The organism is Sphaerisporangium album (assembly GCF_003323745.1).
Taxonomy (GTDB): Bacteria; Actinomycetota; Actinomycetes; order Streptosporangiales; family Streptosporangiaceae; genus Sphaerisporangium; species Sphaerisporangium album.
Map to the genome: position 1 here is coordinate 463,727 of NZ_QOIL01000005.1, position 15,295 is coordinate 479,021.

The 15,295-nt window shown below is 67.9% G+C and carries 11 protein-coding genes and 1 CRISPR repeat array; all 11 genes read left to right on the forward strand.

Features of this window, described 5'->3' with window-relative positions; genetic code table 11:
• Positions 1 to 25: 25 nt before the first annotated feature.
• Complete coding sequence (locus tag DQ384_RS12000; protein ID WP_114028801.1) at positions 26 to 862, forward strand: 2,3,4,5-tetrahydropyridine-2,6-dicarboxylate N-succinyltransferase; 837 nt, start codon at positions 26 to 28, stop codon at positions 860 to 862.
• A gap of 16 nt (positions 863 to 878) precedes the next feature.
• Positions 879 to 1,952 (forward strand): succinyl-diaminopimelate desuccinylase, encoded by a 1,074-nt coding sequence (gene dapE, locus DQ384_RS12005; protein WP_114028802.1) that lies wholly within the window; start codon positions 879 to 881, stop codon positions 1,950 to 1,952.
• A 258-nt stretch (positions 1,953 to 2,210) separates the two neighbouring features.
• On the forward strand, positions 2,211 to 2,999 hold the full coding sequence (locus tag DQ384_RS12010) for an LOG family protein (protein WP_114028803.1): 789 nt from the start codon (positions 2,211 to 2,213) through the stop codon (positions 2,997 to 2,999).
• A gap of 354 nt (positions 3,000 to 3,353) precedes the next feature.
• Positions 3,354 to 3,524: a hypothetical protein gene (locus DQ384_RS41205; RefSeq protein WP_181871161.1), complete on the forward strand. Its 171-nt coding sequence runs from the start codon at positions 3,354 to 3,356 to the stop codon at positions 3,522 to 3,524.
• 703 nt (positions 3,525 to 4,227) lie between these two features.
• A CRISPR array of direct repeats spans positions 4,228 to 7,089; the repeat unit is 37 nt; unit sequence GTGGCGGCCGCCCCTCCGGGCGGCTGAGGATCGCAAC.
• A 285-nt stretch (positions 7,090 to 7,374) separates the two neighbouring features.
• Positions 7,375 to 9,555, forward strand: coding sequence for a CRISPR-associated endonuclease Cas3'' (locus DQ384_RS12015; protein ID WP_114028804.1), 2,181 nt, complete (start codon positions 7,375 to 7,377; stop codon positions 9,553 to 9,555).
• Positions 9,552 to 10,256 carry a type I-C CRISPR-associated protein Cas5c gene (cas5c, locus tag DQ384_RS12020; protein WP_245966398.1) on the forward strand — a complete coding sequence of 235 codons (705 nt, stop codon included), beginning with the start codon at positions 9,552 to 9,554 and terminating at the stop codon, positions 10,254 to 10,256. Before DQ384_RS12015 ends, cas5c begins: the two co-directional genes overlap by 4 nt.
• Positions 10,257 to 10,259: 3 nt before the next feature.
• Complete coding sequence (gene cas8c / locus DQ384_RS12025) at positions 10,260 to 11,990, forward strand: type I-C CRISPR-associated protein Cas8c/Csd1 (protein ID WP_114028805.1); 1,731 nt, start codon at positions 10,260 to 10,262, stop codon at positions 11,988 to 11,990.
• Between the two features lie 34 nt (positions 11,991 to 12,024).
• Complete coding sequence (gene cas7c / locus DQ384_RS12030) at positions 12,025 to 12,906, forward strand: type I-C CRISPR-associated protein Cas7/Csd2 (protein WP_245966399.1); 882 nt, start codon at positions 12,025 to 12,027, stop codon at positions 12,904 to 12,906.
• Entirely contained in the window at positions 12,881 to 13,552 is a 672-nt protein-coding gene (cas4, locus tag DQ384_RS12035) for a CRISPR-associated protein Cas4 (protein ID WP_114028806.1), read from the forward strand. The genes cas7c and cas4 overlap by 26 nt, the downstream gene beginning before the upstream one ends.
• On the forward strand, positions 13,545 to 14,573 hold the full coding sequence (gene cas1c, locus DQ384_RS12040; RefSeq protein ID WP_114028807.1) for a type I-C CRISPR-associated endonuclease Cas1c: 1,029 nt from the start codon (positions 13,545 to 13,547) through the stop codon (positions 14,571 to 14,573). Before cas4 ends, cas1c begins: the two co-directional genes overlap by 8 nt.
• Positions 14,573 to 14,863: a CRISPR-associated endonuclease Cas2 gene (gene cas2, locus DQ384_RS12045; protein ID WP_114028808.1), complete on the forward strand. Its 291-nt coding sequence runs from the start codon at positions 14,573 to 14,575 to the stop codon at positions 14,861 to 14,863. Before cas1c ends, cas2 begins: the two co-directional genes overlap by 1 nt.
• Positions 14,864 to 15,295 lie beyond the last annotated feature (432 nt).

Genomic DNA, 15,295 nt, shown 5'->3' on the forward strand with positions numbered 1-15,295 from the left:
CGTTGCGGCACTAAGCTCGCAGACCATGAGCGAGACCTTCGAAAGCCCGTTGCCCGCCGCCGTGGACGAGTTGTGGGAGAGGCGCGCCGAGCTGTCGCCCGAGGACGTCGAGGCGCGCGGCGTGATCGTCGGCGCGGTGGACATGCTGGACACCGGCAAGGCCCGGGTCGCCTTCGTGGACCACACCTCCGGCGACGTGATCGTGGACGAGCGCGCCAAGCGGGCCATCCTGCTGAGCTTCCGCGTGCTCGGCATGGTGAGGAGCCAGGTCGGTGATTTCCATCACAACGACCGCATCCCGCTGAAGACCTCCCTGGAAGGCGTGCGCGTGGTCCCGGGCGCCATCGCCCGCTGGGGGGCCTACCTGGCCTCCGGCGTGGTCCTGATGCCGTCGTACACCAACATCGGCGCCTACGTCGACAGCGGCACCATGGTGGACACGTGGGCCACGGTCGGCTCCTGCGCCCAGATCGGCGCCAACGTGCACCTGTCGGGCGGCGTCGGCATCGGCGGCGTCCTGGAGCCCCCGAACGCCGTGCCGGTCGTGATCGAGGACGACGCGCTGATCGGCAGCCGCTCGATGATCGTCGAGGGCGCGCGGGTCGGCAAGGGCGCCGTGGTCGGCGCCGGCACGATCCTTTCGGCCTCCATGCCGGTCATCGACGTCGAGACCGGTGAGGAGATCAGCCGGGGACGCATCCCGGACTGGTGCGTCGCCGTCGGCGGCACGCGCGCCAAGGAGTTCCCCGGCGGCACCTTCGGGCTTCCCTGCGTGCTCGTCCTCAAGCGCCTCGCCCCCGGGCAGCGCCACGACAAGGCCGAGCTGAACGACGTGCTGCGGCAGCACGGCGTCAACGCCTGAGCCGGGGGGACGAACGGTGACGCGGGCGAGGCCGCTCGACCTCACGGGTGACGTCCGGGCGCTGACGGCCGCGCTCGTGGACGTCGAGTCGGTCAGCGGCGACGAGAAGGTCCTGGCCGACGCGATCGAGGCGGCCCTCAGGCCCCTCGCGCACCTCACCGTCGTCCGCGACGGCGAGGCGGTCGTCGCGCGCACCGAGCTCGGCCTGGCCGAGCGCGTGGTCGTCGCGGGGCACATCGACACCGTGCCCCTCGCGGGCAACCTCCCGTCCCGCGTCGAGGGCGACCTGCTGTACGGCTGCGGCACCACGGACATGAAGAGCGGCGTGGCCGTCGCGCTCAAGCTGGCCGCCGCCGTGCCGAGCCCCGTCAGGGACGTCACGTACGTCTTCTACGACTGCGAGGAGGTCGAGGCGGTCCGCAACGGGCTGGGCCGTCTCGCCCGCACCCGGCCCGAGCTGCTCGCCGCCGACTTCGCCGTGCTCATGGAGCCCACCGACGGCGAGATCGAGGGCGGCTGCCAGGGCACGCTGCGCGCGCAGATCCTCACCCGGGGCAAACGGGCCCACAGCGCCCGTTCCTGGTACGGCGTGAACGCCGTCCACGCCGCGGCGCCCATCCTGGACCGTCTGAACGCCTACCAGGCGCGCGAGCCGGTCGTGGACGGCCTGGCGTACCACGAGGGCCTGAACGCGGTGGGCATCGCGGGCGGGGTGGCGGGCAACGTGATCCCGGACGAGTGCGTGGTCACCGTCAACTACCGCTTCGCCCCCGACCGCTCGCTGGAGGAGGCGCGGGAGCACGTCAGCGAGGTGTTCGGCGGGTACGAGGTGCGCTTCACCGACGGCGCGCCCGGCGCCCGTCCCGGGCTGACCCACCCGGTGGCCGCCGCGTTCGCGCGGGCCGTCGGCGGCGCCCCGCGCGCCAAGCTCGGCTGGACGGACGTCTCGCTGTTCGCGGGCCTCGGCGTGCCGGCCGTGAACTACGGCCCTGGCGACCCGGCCCTCGCCCACCAGCAGGGGGAGTACGTCTCGCTCGGCAAGATCGTCGAGTGTGAGCGCCGGATGCTGGACTGGCTGGGCACGGCCTGATCCGGCCCTTGGACGCGGTCCCATGATCCGCGGCACGCCCACCCGGCTCACGGCACAAAAGAAAGTGGCTTTCCTCGCCGGCCATTTGGCGGGGAAAGCCACTTTCAGTCCCGAGCAGCACCCTCGTCTCTTAGACGGGGGCTTCCGAAGAAACGGTTCCGCTGCTCCGGACAGATTTTCCAAGATTCTTTACGCCCTGCCGGGACCGTCCCGATCGGGGAGGGCATGTGTGGTCTCGCGGGCGGTTAGCGTGTCCGGATGGACAGAAACTCACGCGAGGAGCGCCGCCAGGGCCCCTCCCTGGTCCGGGGCAGGATGGTGCCCGACTCCACCTACGACGAGCGGCTCCTCGACCACCGGGACCCGGCCGACTGGCTGCACCAGGACCCCTGGCGCGTGCTGCGCATCCAGGCCGAGTTCGTGGAGGGTTTCGGGCAGCTCGCTGAACTGCCGCCCGCCGTCACGGTCTTCGGCTCGGCCCGCACCTCCGTCGGCGCCCCCGAGTACGCGCTCGGCGAGCACCTCGGCAAGGCCCTGGCCCAGGCCGGGTACGCGGTGATCACCGGCGGCGGCCCCGGCTGCATGGAGGCCGCCAACAAGGGCGCCCGCGAGGCCGGGGGCGTCTCGGTGGGGCTCGGCATCGAGCTTCCCTTCGAGCAGAAGCTGAACGACTACGTCGACCTCGGCATCGAGTTCCGCTACTTCTTCGTCCGCAAGACGATGTTCGTCAAGTACTCCCAGGCGTTCGTGGTCCTCCCCGGCGGGTTCGGCACCCTGGACGAGCTGTTCGAGGCCGTCACGCTGGTGCAGACGGGCAAGATCACCATGTTCCCGATCGTCCTGCTGGGAACGGCGTACTGGCAGCCCCTGCTCGACTGGATCAACCAAACCCTGCTGGCCAACGGCATGATCTCCCCGGACGACCCCAAGCTCCTCCACCTCACCGATGACCCCGACGAGGCGGTCCGCCACATCGTCACCAGCCATCAGCAGGCGGCCGTCGAGTCCCGTGTCCGGGCCGCCACCGCAGAGGCCGAGGAGGCGTGATTCTACGGTTCGCTTCTCCCATGCTCTAACAATGTTAGCAAGAATGTTAGAAACCCGGGAGAGATGGAGACCCTGTGCAGGCTGGTCGGGACACGTGGAGCGTGATCGATTCGGGTCAGTCCGTGCGTAGCGGTCGGCAGTGCATGAGGCCTTGTGGACCAAGCCTTCGGCCTGTTCGTGATCGCAGCCGAAGGCCTCGGGCGCGACCGTGAGTACGGGGCTTGGTCTCCAGCCTGCTGGCCCCGGCGACAGCAGGCGCTGAGTGGCTCTCGGTTCGCCTCAGGGCGACGCCGACGATTTCCTCTGCCCATAGTCGCTGGCGATGACCACGCGGCCTCAGGCGGCGATACAGAGATGGACGTAGGGCTGGACGCCAAGGACGAAACTCGTGTGCTCATCGTGATCGGCCAGATCGTGTCCGGCACGCGCTCTTTGTCGGTGGCCACCCGAAGCCCGATCATCGACAGCTCGGGTAACTCCTCGATCACTTTCCGCCGTTCTGTGTGCCGATGGCGGCACGCTTGAAGGGTGAAGGAACCGGCACCGCCGCCTGCGAGCGGCGTTCGGTTCCACGGGTGGCGCCGGGTGGCAGTGGTCGAGCTGGCAGTGGTCGCGACGTTGATCCTGGGGACAGGACTGATCGGTTCTTCGTCGATCCACTGAGGCTGCCAAACGAGCTTGTGGGGGTTCTGGATGAGCGGGCCAGCGTAGTCAGCATGTTCATCGGCACCGTCGCCCTGGTGGTCTAGCGCCGAGCCCGTCAGTGCTGCTCGTGCTCTTCGGGGCGGCGGCGCTCGGCCCGCACATGGTTCGGCGTCGCCCTCCCGGCCGGGGCCTACGGCCTGGCCGCCACCCTCACGGCAACCGCACTGCTGCTCGTCAAGCTGACCGTCCCGTTCGACCGCCTGGCGGCGGCCCAGAAGTGGTGGAAGGCGCGCCTCGCCCAGCTCGTCCCTGTCGGCACGGCGACCATGGTTGTGCGCGACCCGCGCACGGGTACTGCGGCAGTCACTGTCAGATGTAGAGGCAAAATCGTTTGATCGTTCTTGCGCTTGTACGCTCATCTGGCGATGTTTGGTCGTTACCTATATTGCCGCTTCGGAACCTGGAGTGCTCATGCGACACGCCAGGCGTTCCGAAGGAGGTATCGCCCTGTATGTTCCTTGATAAGTAAATTGAGCAACGGTATTCGCCGGCTCTGCTCAGGAGTATGGGCTGTTCAGATGCCGTGGCGGGCGCCCCTCCGGGCGGCTGAGGATCGCAACTTGAACGGCCCCGCCAACTCGTTCTTCAACGGGCTGGTGGCGGGCGCCCCTCCGGGCGGCTGAGGATCGCAACGACGGCAAGCTGGGCCAGGAGCTCCGGGACGGGTGTGGCGGGCGCCCCTCCGGGCGGCTGAGGATCGCAACGCATCGGTGGCCGGAGGGATTCAAACCCTCACCGGGTGGCGGGCGCCCCTCCGGGCGGCTGAGGATCGCAACACGCCCGTGCGACCGGGTCAGCTCCGGGGGCTAGGTGGCGGGCGCCCCTCCGGGCGGCTGAGGATCGCAACCGCGTGGTCAACCCGTCCTGGGCCGACTACCTGCGGTGGCGGGCGCCCCTCCGGGCGGCTGAGGATCGCAACGCCGCGGCCGAGTCCGAGAAGCACCTGGCCGAGCTCGTGGCGGGCGCCCCTCCGGGCGGCTGAGGATCGCAACATTGAGTACTGGGAGCCTGACGAAGTCATCCAGATCGGTGGCGGGCGCCCCTCCGGGCGGCTGAGGATCGCAACACGTTGGGGTGGTGGCTCCGATCGCTGGGCAGCACCGGTGGCGGGCGCCCCTCCGGGCGGCTGAGGATCGCAACACCTACACCCCGGCCCCGGGCGCCAAGGGCACCCCGGTGGCGGGCGCCCCTCCGGGCGGCTGAGGATCGCAACGTTCACACACGCGGATCTTCAACCATGCTCCGGCCGGGTGGCGGGCGCCCCTCCGGGCGGCTGAGGATCGCAACACGCCCCCACCTCCGGCAGGTCTCCGGGAGTGCCGGTGGCGGGCGCCCCTCCGGGCGGCTGAGGATCGCAACTTGCCGTACACGGCGACGGTGGCCGGCTGGTACGGCAGTGGCGGGCGCCCCTCCGGGCGGCTGAGGATCGCAACAAGCTCCTATACGGTGACCGGCCCCCGATCCACAGGCGTGGCGGGCGCCCCTCCGGGCGGCTGAGGATCGCAACTGCCTAGGAAGTGGGGCACACGGAGAGATCCACAAGTGGCGGCCGCCCCTCCGGGCGGCTGAGGATCGCAACACCAGCGCGGCGTGTTCGTCCGCCGGGCCGCGCTGTGTGGCGGCCGCCCCTCCGGGCGGCTGAGGATCGCAACTGGACGTCGAGCTGCGCGGCGGACGCCGGGCCAGGTGGCGGCCGCCCCTCCGGGCGGCTGAGGATCGCAACGCCTGCAAAGTGCTCGGGCTCACACGCATGATGGGTGGCGGCCGCCCCTCCGGGCGGCTGAGGATCGCAACTGGACGTCGAGCTGCGCGGCGGACGCCGGGCCAGGTGGCGGCCGCCCCTCCGGGCGGCTGAGGATCGCAACGCCTGCAAAGTGCTCGGGCTCACACGCATGATGGGTGGCGGCCGCCCCTCCGGGCGGCTGAGGATCGCAACGCCTGCAAAGTGCTCGGGCTCACACGCATGATGGGTGGCGGCCGCCCCTCCGGGCGGCTGAGGATCGCAACCACTTCCGGATGGGCCGGGCACGCGAGCGTCGTCGTCGTGGCGGCCGCCCCTCCGGGCGGCTGAGGATCGCAACACCAAGCACGGCGCATTTCAGGTCAAGGAGTATCAGTGGCGGCCGCCCCTCCGGGCGGCTGAGGATCGCAACCGCCGGGGCAAGCCCACCATGGTCACCGAGACCTGGTGGCGGCCGCCCCTCCGGGCGGCTGAGGATCGCAACATCTATGGCGGGGACGTCTGGCAGATCATCGCCAGTGGCGGCCGCCCCTCCGGGCGGCTGAGGATCGCAACGCCCCCGCAACGGTAGAGCCGACCTGCGCGACGTGTGGCGGCCGCCCCTCCGGGCGGCTGAGGATCGCAACATGCGCCGAAGCGGCTGGAGAACGATCCTTCGGTTCAGGTGGCGGCCGCCCCTCCGGGCGGCTGAGGATCGCAACAGTGAGGTCAACGCCGCCGGACGCGAGGTCTACGACGTGTGGCGGCCGCCCCTCCGGGCGGCTGAGGATCGCAACGGTCAGGGCATGGTCGTAACCGTGCTGTGGGCTGTCGTGGCGGCCGCCCCTCCGGGCGGCTGAGGATCGCAACATGGTGTGCCTTTCCGGTCGCAGGGCGGCCCGTCTGGTGGCGGCCGCCCCTCCGGGCGGCTAAGGATCGCAACAACCAAAGGGAGAAAGACATGTTTCGCAAGATTGCTGTGGCGGCCGCCCCTCCGGGCGGCTGAGGATCGCAACGATTCCGCCCAGGATCGGGCCGGCGTCGGGCACGCGTGGCGGCCGCCCCTCCGGGCGGCTGAGGATCGCAACATGGTGTGCCTTTCCGGTCGCAGGGCGGCCCGTCTGGTGGCGGCCGCCCCTCCGGGCGGCTAAGGATCGCAACAACCAAAGGGAGAAAGACATGTTTCGCAAGATTGCTGTGGCGGCCGCCCCTCCGGGCGGCTGAGGATCGCAACGATTCCGCCCAGGATCGGGCCGGCGTCGGGCACGCGTGGCGGCCGCCCCTCCGGGCGGCTGAGGATCGCAACCACCTGTTCGCCCGCGATGGCTACCACGCCGTCGGTGGCGGCCGCCCCTCCGGGCGGCTGAGGATCGCAACACGACTGGGACACCAAGGCACGCGGCATCGTCGGGCGTGGCGGCCGCCCCTCCGGGCAGCTGAGGATCGCAACCACGCCCGCCGCGCCGCCCGCGTCCACGGCATCGAGTGGCGGCCCCCCCTCCGGGCGGCTGAGGATCGCAACCACGGTGCCGGACGCGGTCACGGCCCACACCGGGCGTGGCGGCTGCCCCTCCGGGCGGCTGAGGATCGCAACGCGTGCGTCACCAACATCATCGAAGGGAACACGGGTGGCGGCCGCCCCTCCGGGCGGCTGCGGGTCGCAACGCCTTTCCCCACCCACTACACGGTCAACGCCCGGCTGGCAGTGGCGATCGCCCCCTCGGGTGATCGAGGGGTGGACACCTCGAGCAGGCGGACTCGTTCACAACGAGGGCCTCGGTGCGGTCGCTCCTCCAGGGGATCAGCACTCGCAGGGGTGCATTTGGCGGACCGACCTGCCGTAACGCGGAGTGATCGAATCTGTTCGGTAACTTTGTGTGTTGATCTCACGGAAATTGTCGGTGCGGTCTCCTACAGTCACCTCTTGCTGGATCGCCACAAGGGAGTGGGATGGCCGAGCATCTGTTGGCGCATAGTGCGCGTGATGGTGATGGGCTGCGCCATGGGCTTGCCGATCACCTGCGGGGTACGGCGTGGCGGGCGGGGGCGTTCGGGGAGATCTTCGGTGCTGGGCCGTTGGCGGCGCACTGTGGCTTGGTGCACGACGTGGGCAAGGGCTCGTGTGAGTGGCAGCGCGGTCTCATTCGGGCGGAGAGCAGTGGTGGCCCGGTGGGGGTGCCGCACAAGCATGCGGGGACCTGGTTGCTGGACCAGCAGGGTCTGGGGATCCTGGCCGCTGTCGTGTTCGGTCACCACGGTGGCCTTCCGAGCCGGGCACGGTTGAGGGCGGAGTTGCAGTTCGCTGATGATCACCCGTTGGTGGCTGAGGCGATCCAGCGGGTAGGCGAGATAGTCCCGGAGATCCATCTGCCAGGGCCGATTGCCCTGCCCGGTTGGTTGACCGAGCCGGAGGCGGTTGCTGCGGATCCGTATGCGCTGGACCTTCTGGTGCGCATGGTCTACAGCACGGTGGTGGACGCCGATTTCCTGGACACCGAGGCACATTTCGCTGCTGCCGCGCGAGCGGTTCATCCGCTCAGCGCCGCCGATCTGGTTGATCGTTACGAGCGGCGGCGCGCGGAGCTGTTGTCCGATGCGAACCCTTCTCCGGTCGATGGGCTGCGCCAGGAGGTGTACGAGCAGGCCGTTGCCGCTGCCGGCGGACCTCGGGGGATCTATCGCCTGCCCGCGCCGACAGGGTCGGGTAAGACGCTGGCCGCGGGGGGTTTCGCGGTGCACCACGCGCGTGCTCGTGGGTTGCGGCGTGTGGTGGTGGCGGTGCCATTCATGTCGATCACTGAGCAGAACGCCGATGTCTACCGGCAGTTGCTCGATCGCGACGACGAAGAGCCGGTCGTGCTGGAACACCACAGCGGCATCGATTTGGACGGTGGGGACGCCAACGCGCGCTGGCAGCGACTGGCGGCGGAGAACTGGGATGCCCCGTTCGTGGTCACCACGACGATCCGGTTGTTTGAGTCGCTTTTCAGCAACAAGCCGGCGGCGATGCGGCGGGTACACCGGCTGGCAGGCGCGGTGATCGTGCTGGATGAGGTCCAGGCGTTGCCCGATCGCCTGCTGGTCCCGATCACCTCTGCCTTGCGGACGCTGACCGAACGGTTCGGCTCGACGGTGTTGCTGGCGTCGGCCACCCAACCCCCTTTCGAGGTCCTGACTCCGCTGCAGGCGACACCGATCCACGAGGTGGTCGCCGAACCCAAGCCGCTCTACAAGGCGCTCAACCGGGTGCGTTATGAGTGGCGGCTTGACCCCAAGCCGACATTGGCGCAGATAGCGCACGGGGTCGCGGAGCAACCGCAGGCGCTGGCCGTGGTCAACACGACCAAGGACGCCAACCGGCTGCATCAGCTGGTCGAGCAGCATCGATCGGCGTTGCATCTGTCCACGAGGATGGCGGCGGCGCACCGCCGCGCCGCTTTGGTGGAGATCAAGCGGCTGCTGAAGGAGTTGGAGCCGGTTTTGGTCGTGAGTACCCAGTTGGTGGAAGCCGGGGTTGATCTTGATTTTCCGGTGGGGTTTCGGGCGGTTGCTCCTGCGGATTCGATGCAGCAAGCCGCAGGGCGGGTGAACCGTGGTGGCCGCCTGCCCTATGGGCGGGTCATCGTCTTTGACCCCGAGGACGGCAATAAGGGCGTCCAGTCCTTGTACGGCGCGGCGTTGGAAGCTACCCGTGACCGGTTCGGCCCGCACTGCGCGCCAGATGACCTGGATGCGTTGGAGGGCTATTACCGGGCGCGGTTCGATTTCCACAACGTGGAGCAAGCTGGCCAGGAGATCCAAACGGAGCGCCAGGCCCATGACTTTCCCCGGGTGGCCGAGCTGTTCCGCATGATCGACGAGTGGACCGTTCCCGTAGCGGTGCCCTACGGGGATGTCGAAGAGCTGCAGCGCATTCTGGTCCATCTGCGCTCGGGCTACCCCGGCGCCGGCGCGCAACTTCGCGCTCTGCGCCCATACCTGGCCACGTTGCCTCGAGGGGCAGCCGCCCGGGCCGTTGCCGAGGGGTTGGCCGCGCCGATCGTAGGCGACCTCATCGAGTGGCTGGGCGACTACCACCCCCAACGAGGCATCGAGATCACATCCCCCGACCCCCAGGAGCTGGTGTTTTGACCACCCGTCGTGCTCACCACCCACCCCCGCCGCTTGTGGTGGAGGTGCAGGCCCCCTATGCCTGCTTCACCCGCCCGGAATTCAAGACCGAACGGCTGAGCTATCCGGTGATGACGCCCTCAGCCGCCAAGGGCGTCCTGGAGGCGATCTTCTGGAAGCCCGAATTCTCCTACCGAATCGAGCAGATCGAGGTACTCCAGCCGATCCGGTGGATGTCGATTCGCCGCAATGAGGTGTCCTCGATGCTGACGGTCGGCTGGATCCGCGAGGCCATGTCCGACCCTTCGTTGCGCTTTGACGCCGAAGCGGACCGTGACCAGCGCAACATGGTGTGCCTGCGCGATGTGGCCTACCGCATCCACGCCCAGGTACGGCTGCGCCCGCACGCTACCGACCCCGACGCCAAGTACCGCGACCAATTCCGTCGCCGGGTCGAACGTGGCTCCAGCTACTCCCAGCCCTTCCTCGGGGTACGCGAGTTCTCCGCCTCCTTCCACCCACCCACGCCCCGCAGCCCGATCCCGCATGACGAGCAGCTTGGCGTGATGCTGCACAGCATCCGCTACGACGACATGGGCGAAAGCTACCGCTGGTTTCACGCCAAACTCCGGCAAGGCGTCCTCACCGTGCCCAAGCACGGGGTGGAGCTGCCGACCGGGCAGTCCACCACTCAAGCCGTGCGTACAGGCGGGCGGAGCTAGAGCGTGCTGATCAAGCAACTGGTGGAACATGCCCGCGACCGCACCGACCTGCCCCCGCCCTACTACCGCAACCGCAGCGTCCGCTGGGCCATCGACCTGGATCCCCAAGGCCGGCCACGTGGCAACCGCCTTATCGACCTGAGCACGGCCGAGGCCAAGGCCGGCCAGATCCTGGCCACGCCCTATGTGCAGCGCTCCGGGACCGGGTCACTGCCCTTCCTGCTCACCGACACCTTGCAATACGCGCTCGCCGTCGCCAAGGACGACAGCGGCAAACAGATCAACGATGCTCAGCGGCGCAACGCCGACTTCATCGACCTGATCGACCGGTGGGCCAAGGACGAACCTCGGGCAGCCCCTATCGCCACCTTCTTCCACAGCGGCGCCCACGCGCGGCTGGCCATCCCGGAGGAGGCCACCGTCTCCGACGTCGTGGCGATCAGGACCGATGACGGCTGGGTGCACGCTCTGCCGTCCGCGGTGGGCGTCTGGGGCAGCATCGTCCGTGCGCGGAAAAGCTCCGGAAACGGGAACGGCATCTGTCTGGCCTGCGGCGAGCCAGGGCCGCTGCTGGACACCATTCCCGAGCCGGTCAAGTCCGGTGCCATCCCCGTACCTGGTGGCCGGGGACGAGATGCCCAACTAGTCTCGATCAACAAAACCGCCCAAGGACGTGGCGGCACCATCCAGCTGGCCAACACCCCCATCTGCGACACCTGCGGCGGCCGCGCCATGTCGGCGCTCAACGCCTTGCTGGCCGACCCCCATCACCACCATCGCGGCAACGACAACGTCATGACGTGGTGGTTGCGCCGACCGGCGCCCATCGCGCCGCTGGCCTCTGTCCGCGATGCCAACCCCGAGCAGGTCAACGCCATCATCGAGCAGGTGCGCCTGTCACCGGCTCGCCGAGCCGCCTGGCTCGACGGCAACGCCTTTTATGCGATCACGCTGTCGGCCAACCAAAGCCGTGTGGTGATCCGTGACTGGATCGACATACCGCTGATCGCGCTGTGCCAGAACATCGACTCCTGGTTCGCCGACCACGCGATGACCGACCTGTGGGCCGATGGCCCGCAAAAAGTCCCGGTCTGGCGCATGGCCGCCGCGCTCGGCCGGCACGGCAAGCATGGGTACGTCAAAGACAGCGCCCCATCAGGCGCCGAACGTGACCTCATGGCCGCCGCCCTGCATCGCACAGCCCTGCCGGTCAAGTTGCTGGCACGCCTCATCCAGCGCATCCGCGCCGATGGTCACGTCGACCTTGCCCGGGCCGCCCTATTGCGCCTGCTGCTCATCCGCGCCAACCCCGCACTGAAGGAGACACTGGTGGACGGCCTCAACCGCGACAGCACCGACCCCGGCTACGTCAGCGGACGCCTGTTCGCCGTACTGGAGGACATCCAGCGCACCGCACTGGACAACATCAACACCACCATCGCCGACAAATACTTCGGCGCGGCCATGGGCCGTCCGCTGGCGGTATTGACGATGCTGCGCAAGAACGCCACCGGCCACCTGCGCCGCCTGCGCGGCAACCGACGCGCGGCCGGCATCGCCCTGGACAAACGCCTGGACGAGGTGCTGGAGAAACTCCACCACGAACCGCCCGCCACGTTGGACCTTGCCGGCCAAGGCCAATTCGTCCTGGGCTACCACCACCAGCGCGCCGCCGACCGCGCCGCCGCCCGGGCGGCCGCCGCCAGCAAGTCCGCCGCGACCGAATCCGCCTAACCCAGTAGACCCACCCCCTTCGAAAGGACCACGAATGTCAGCTCACCTGGATCCCGCCCGTAAGCACGACTTCGTCTACCTGTTCGACGTTCGCGACGGTAACCCCAACGGCGACCCCGACGCCGGAGGCATGCCCCGCACCGACCCGGAAACCGGTCAAGGCCTGGTCACCGACGTCGCCATCAAACGAAAGATCCGCAACACCGTCGCGCTCCTCCAGGAAGGCGTGGCCGGCTATGACATCTACGTCGAAGCCGGAGTAGCACTGAACGCCCAGCACGAACGCGCTTACGCCGCCTTGAACCTCGACCCCAAACAACGGCGCAAGTCCGAAGCCGAAGCACAGCAATGGATGTGCCAGACCTTCTATGACGTGCGCATGTTCGGTGCGGTCATGAGCACCGGCACCAAGCCCTGCGGACGCGTCCAAGGCCCGATGCAGCTCACCTTCTCCCGCTCCATCCACTCCGTTCTCCCGCAAGAACACGGCATCACCCGCGTCACCCAGACCCGCCAGGACGACATCGACAAGGGCGAGTCAACCGAAATGGGCAACAAGCACATGATCCCCTACGGCCTCTATCTCGGATACGGCCACTTCAGCGCCCCACTGGCGCGCCGTACCGGCGTAGACGGCCAGGACCTGGACACCTTCTGGCGTGCCCTGACCTTGATGTTCGAGCATGACCGTGCCTCCACCCGTGGGGAGATGGCGCTCCGCGGGTTGTATGTCTTCAGTCACGACGACTCCTTCGGCCGCGCCCCCGCCCACACCCTGTTCGACCGTATCCAGGTGTCCACCGACAAGACCGCGCCGCGCTCGTTCAGCGACTACACCGCACCGTCGCCGACGACCTGCCCGACGGCGTCACCCTCACGCGACTGGTCGGATGAGCCTGTCCGCGGAGCGGGCTGACCTCACTGGCGGCCCGCTGGTGCAGGTCACCTTGTCAGCACTGGAACACCATGCTTACTGCCCTCGCCAAGCTGGGCTCATCCTGCTGGAAGACGGGTATGCCGACGACGCGGCCACCATCCGTGGCACCCTGATGCACCAGCGGGTACACGAGCCCGGGATCGAAACCCGCGGCGCGATCCGTACCCTACGGGCCCTCCCCGTCTGGCACGACGACCTAGGACTCATCGGCGTGTGCGACGTCGTCGAAATCCACCACGACGGCCGCATCCTCCCTATCGAACACAAGTCCGGTACCTATACGACCGGAGGACCGGCCGATGTCCAGGTAGCCGGCCAGGCCATGTGCCTGGAGGCCATGTTCAACAAACCTGTCCCTCAGGGGCTGATCTATTCGGGGACAGACCGGCGACGACACACCGTCAACATCGACCAAACCCTACGCGAGCGGGTCATCACCCTGGCGCACGCCGTCAGGCAAACCATGACCAGCATGACGCTGCCTACCGCTCCCGCAGACCAACGATGCCGCCGATGCTCGATGCGCGACATGTGCATGCCTCGTGTCCTGGCACGCACCAAGGCCTACACCGACACGGCCTCCACTTTGTTTATCTCCCGACCAGAGGCGGCATGGGATGACTGAACTTCTCAACACCCTCTACGTCCAAACTCAAGGTGCCAGCCTCCATCTCGATCACGACAGCCTCAAAGTCGTCGTTCCAGAGCTCCCCAAACGCACCTTGCCCCTACGCCGTCTGGACGGCATCGTCGTCTACGGCCACGTGGCACTATCGGCGGAACTTCTCACACGCTGCGCCGACGACGGCCGATCAGTCGTATGGATGAGCCTGTCAGGACGTTTCCTGGGCCGCGTTGATGGTCCCACGCGTGGCAATATCCTTCTGCGCCACGCCCAGCATCTCGCCCATGCCAACGCAGCCGCCCGCCTGCAGATCGCTCGTTGCTGCGTCGCCGGAAAGCTCCACAATTCCCGACAGGTTTTGCTGCGAGGAGCCCGCGACGCCACCGGCAATCTTCAAATCTCGCTGCGAGCTATCACCGAGGACCTCGATAACCTGCTGACGCGCGCACGCGACGCGACCAACCTCGATGAATTACTGGGAATCGAAGGCCAAGCCGCCCGCCTGTACTTCGAAGGGCTCACCGGCATGCTGCGTACCCCGCCCGACATGGCACCCTTCACCAGTCGCACTCGACGGCCGCCAACCGATCCGGTCAACGCACTGCTGTCCTTCCTCTACGGCCTGACCCGAACCCTCGTCCACGGCGCCACCGAACAAGTCGGCCTCGACCCCTATCTGGGGTTCCTCCACGGCCTACGCCCAGGCAAGCCTGCTTTGGCGCTGGACTTGATGGAAGAGTTCCGGCCGATCTACGCCGACCGACTCGCTCTCAACCTGCTCAATCGCAAACAAGTCCGTGCCGAACACTTTGAAACTCTCCCCGGAGGAGCCGTCCAACTCACCGAAGACGGCCGACGACTTCTTCTAACCGAATGGCAAAGCTGGAAGACCAAAGAATGGCCACACAAGCTGCTCGGCCGCAAGGTGACTTCCTCATTACTACCCGTCGTCCAAGCGCGCCTCCTCGCTCGGCACATTCGAGGTGAGCTGCCCTCCTACGTGCCCTGGACGCTTAGCTAATGCAACTCCTGCTGACCTATGACGTGGCCACCACCACACCCGAAGGACGCCGCCGCCTCCGCCAGATGGCCAAGCTCTGCGAAGGTTACGGACACCGAGTTCAAAAATCCGTATTCGAAATCACCTGTACCGACGCCGAACTCCTCACACTCCTCGACGGCGCCCAAAGAATCATCGAGCCCCGCGATGACTCGGTGCGTATATACCGCCTGCCCCGCGACGGATTCACCACTGTGCACCGACTGGGGATAGCCGAGCCCATACCCCACCACGAACCCCTCATCCTCTAGTTCGGAACCTGAAGCACTCACGCGACACGCCAGGCCTACCCAATGAGGTATGGCCCGATATGTTCCTTGATAAGCGAATTGAACAACCATAGTCTTCGGCGCTGTCCAGGCATATTTCCTGCTCAGATGCCGTGGCGGTCGCCTCCGCGGGCGACCGAGGGTCGCAACCCACCCCTGGAGCGCCGCCCGCTCGGCGGGGGCGGTGGCGGTCGCCTCCGCGGGCGACCGAGGGTCGCAACCTCACGGGCCCGCTCGTAGTCGCACGGCCCGCCCATGTGGCGGTCGCCTCCGCGGGCGACCGAGGGTGTTGAACGACTTTGAAGATGCCGATGTAGTGGGCGGAATGCGGCATCCTGTCTGCCGACAAGATCGGATGCATGTTCCGGGTGACCGGGGAGTTCGTCGGCGGCGGCACCTCGCCGACGAAGGGCA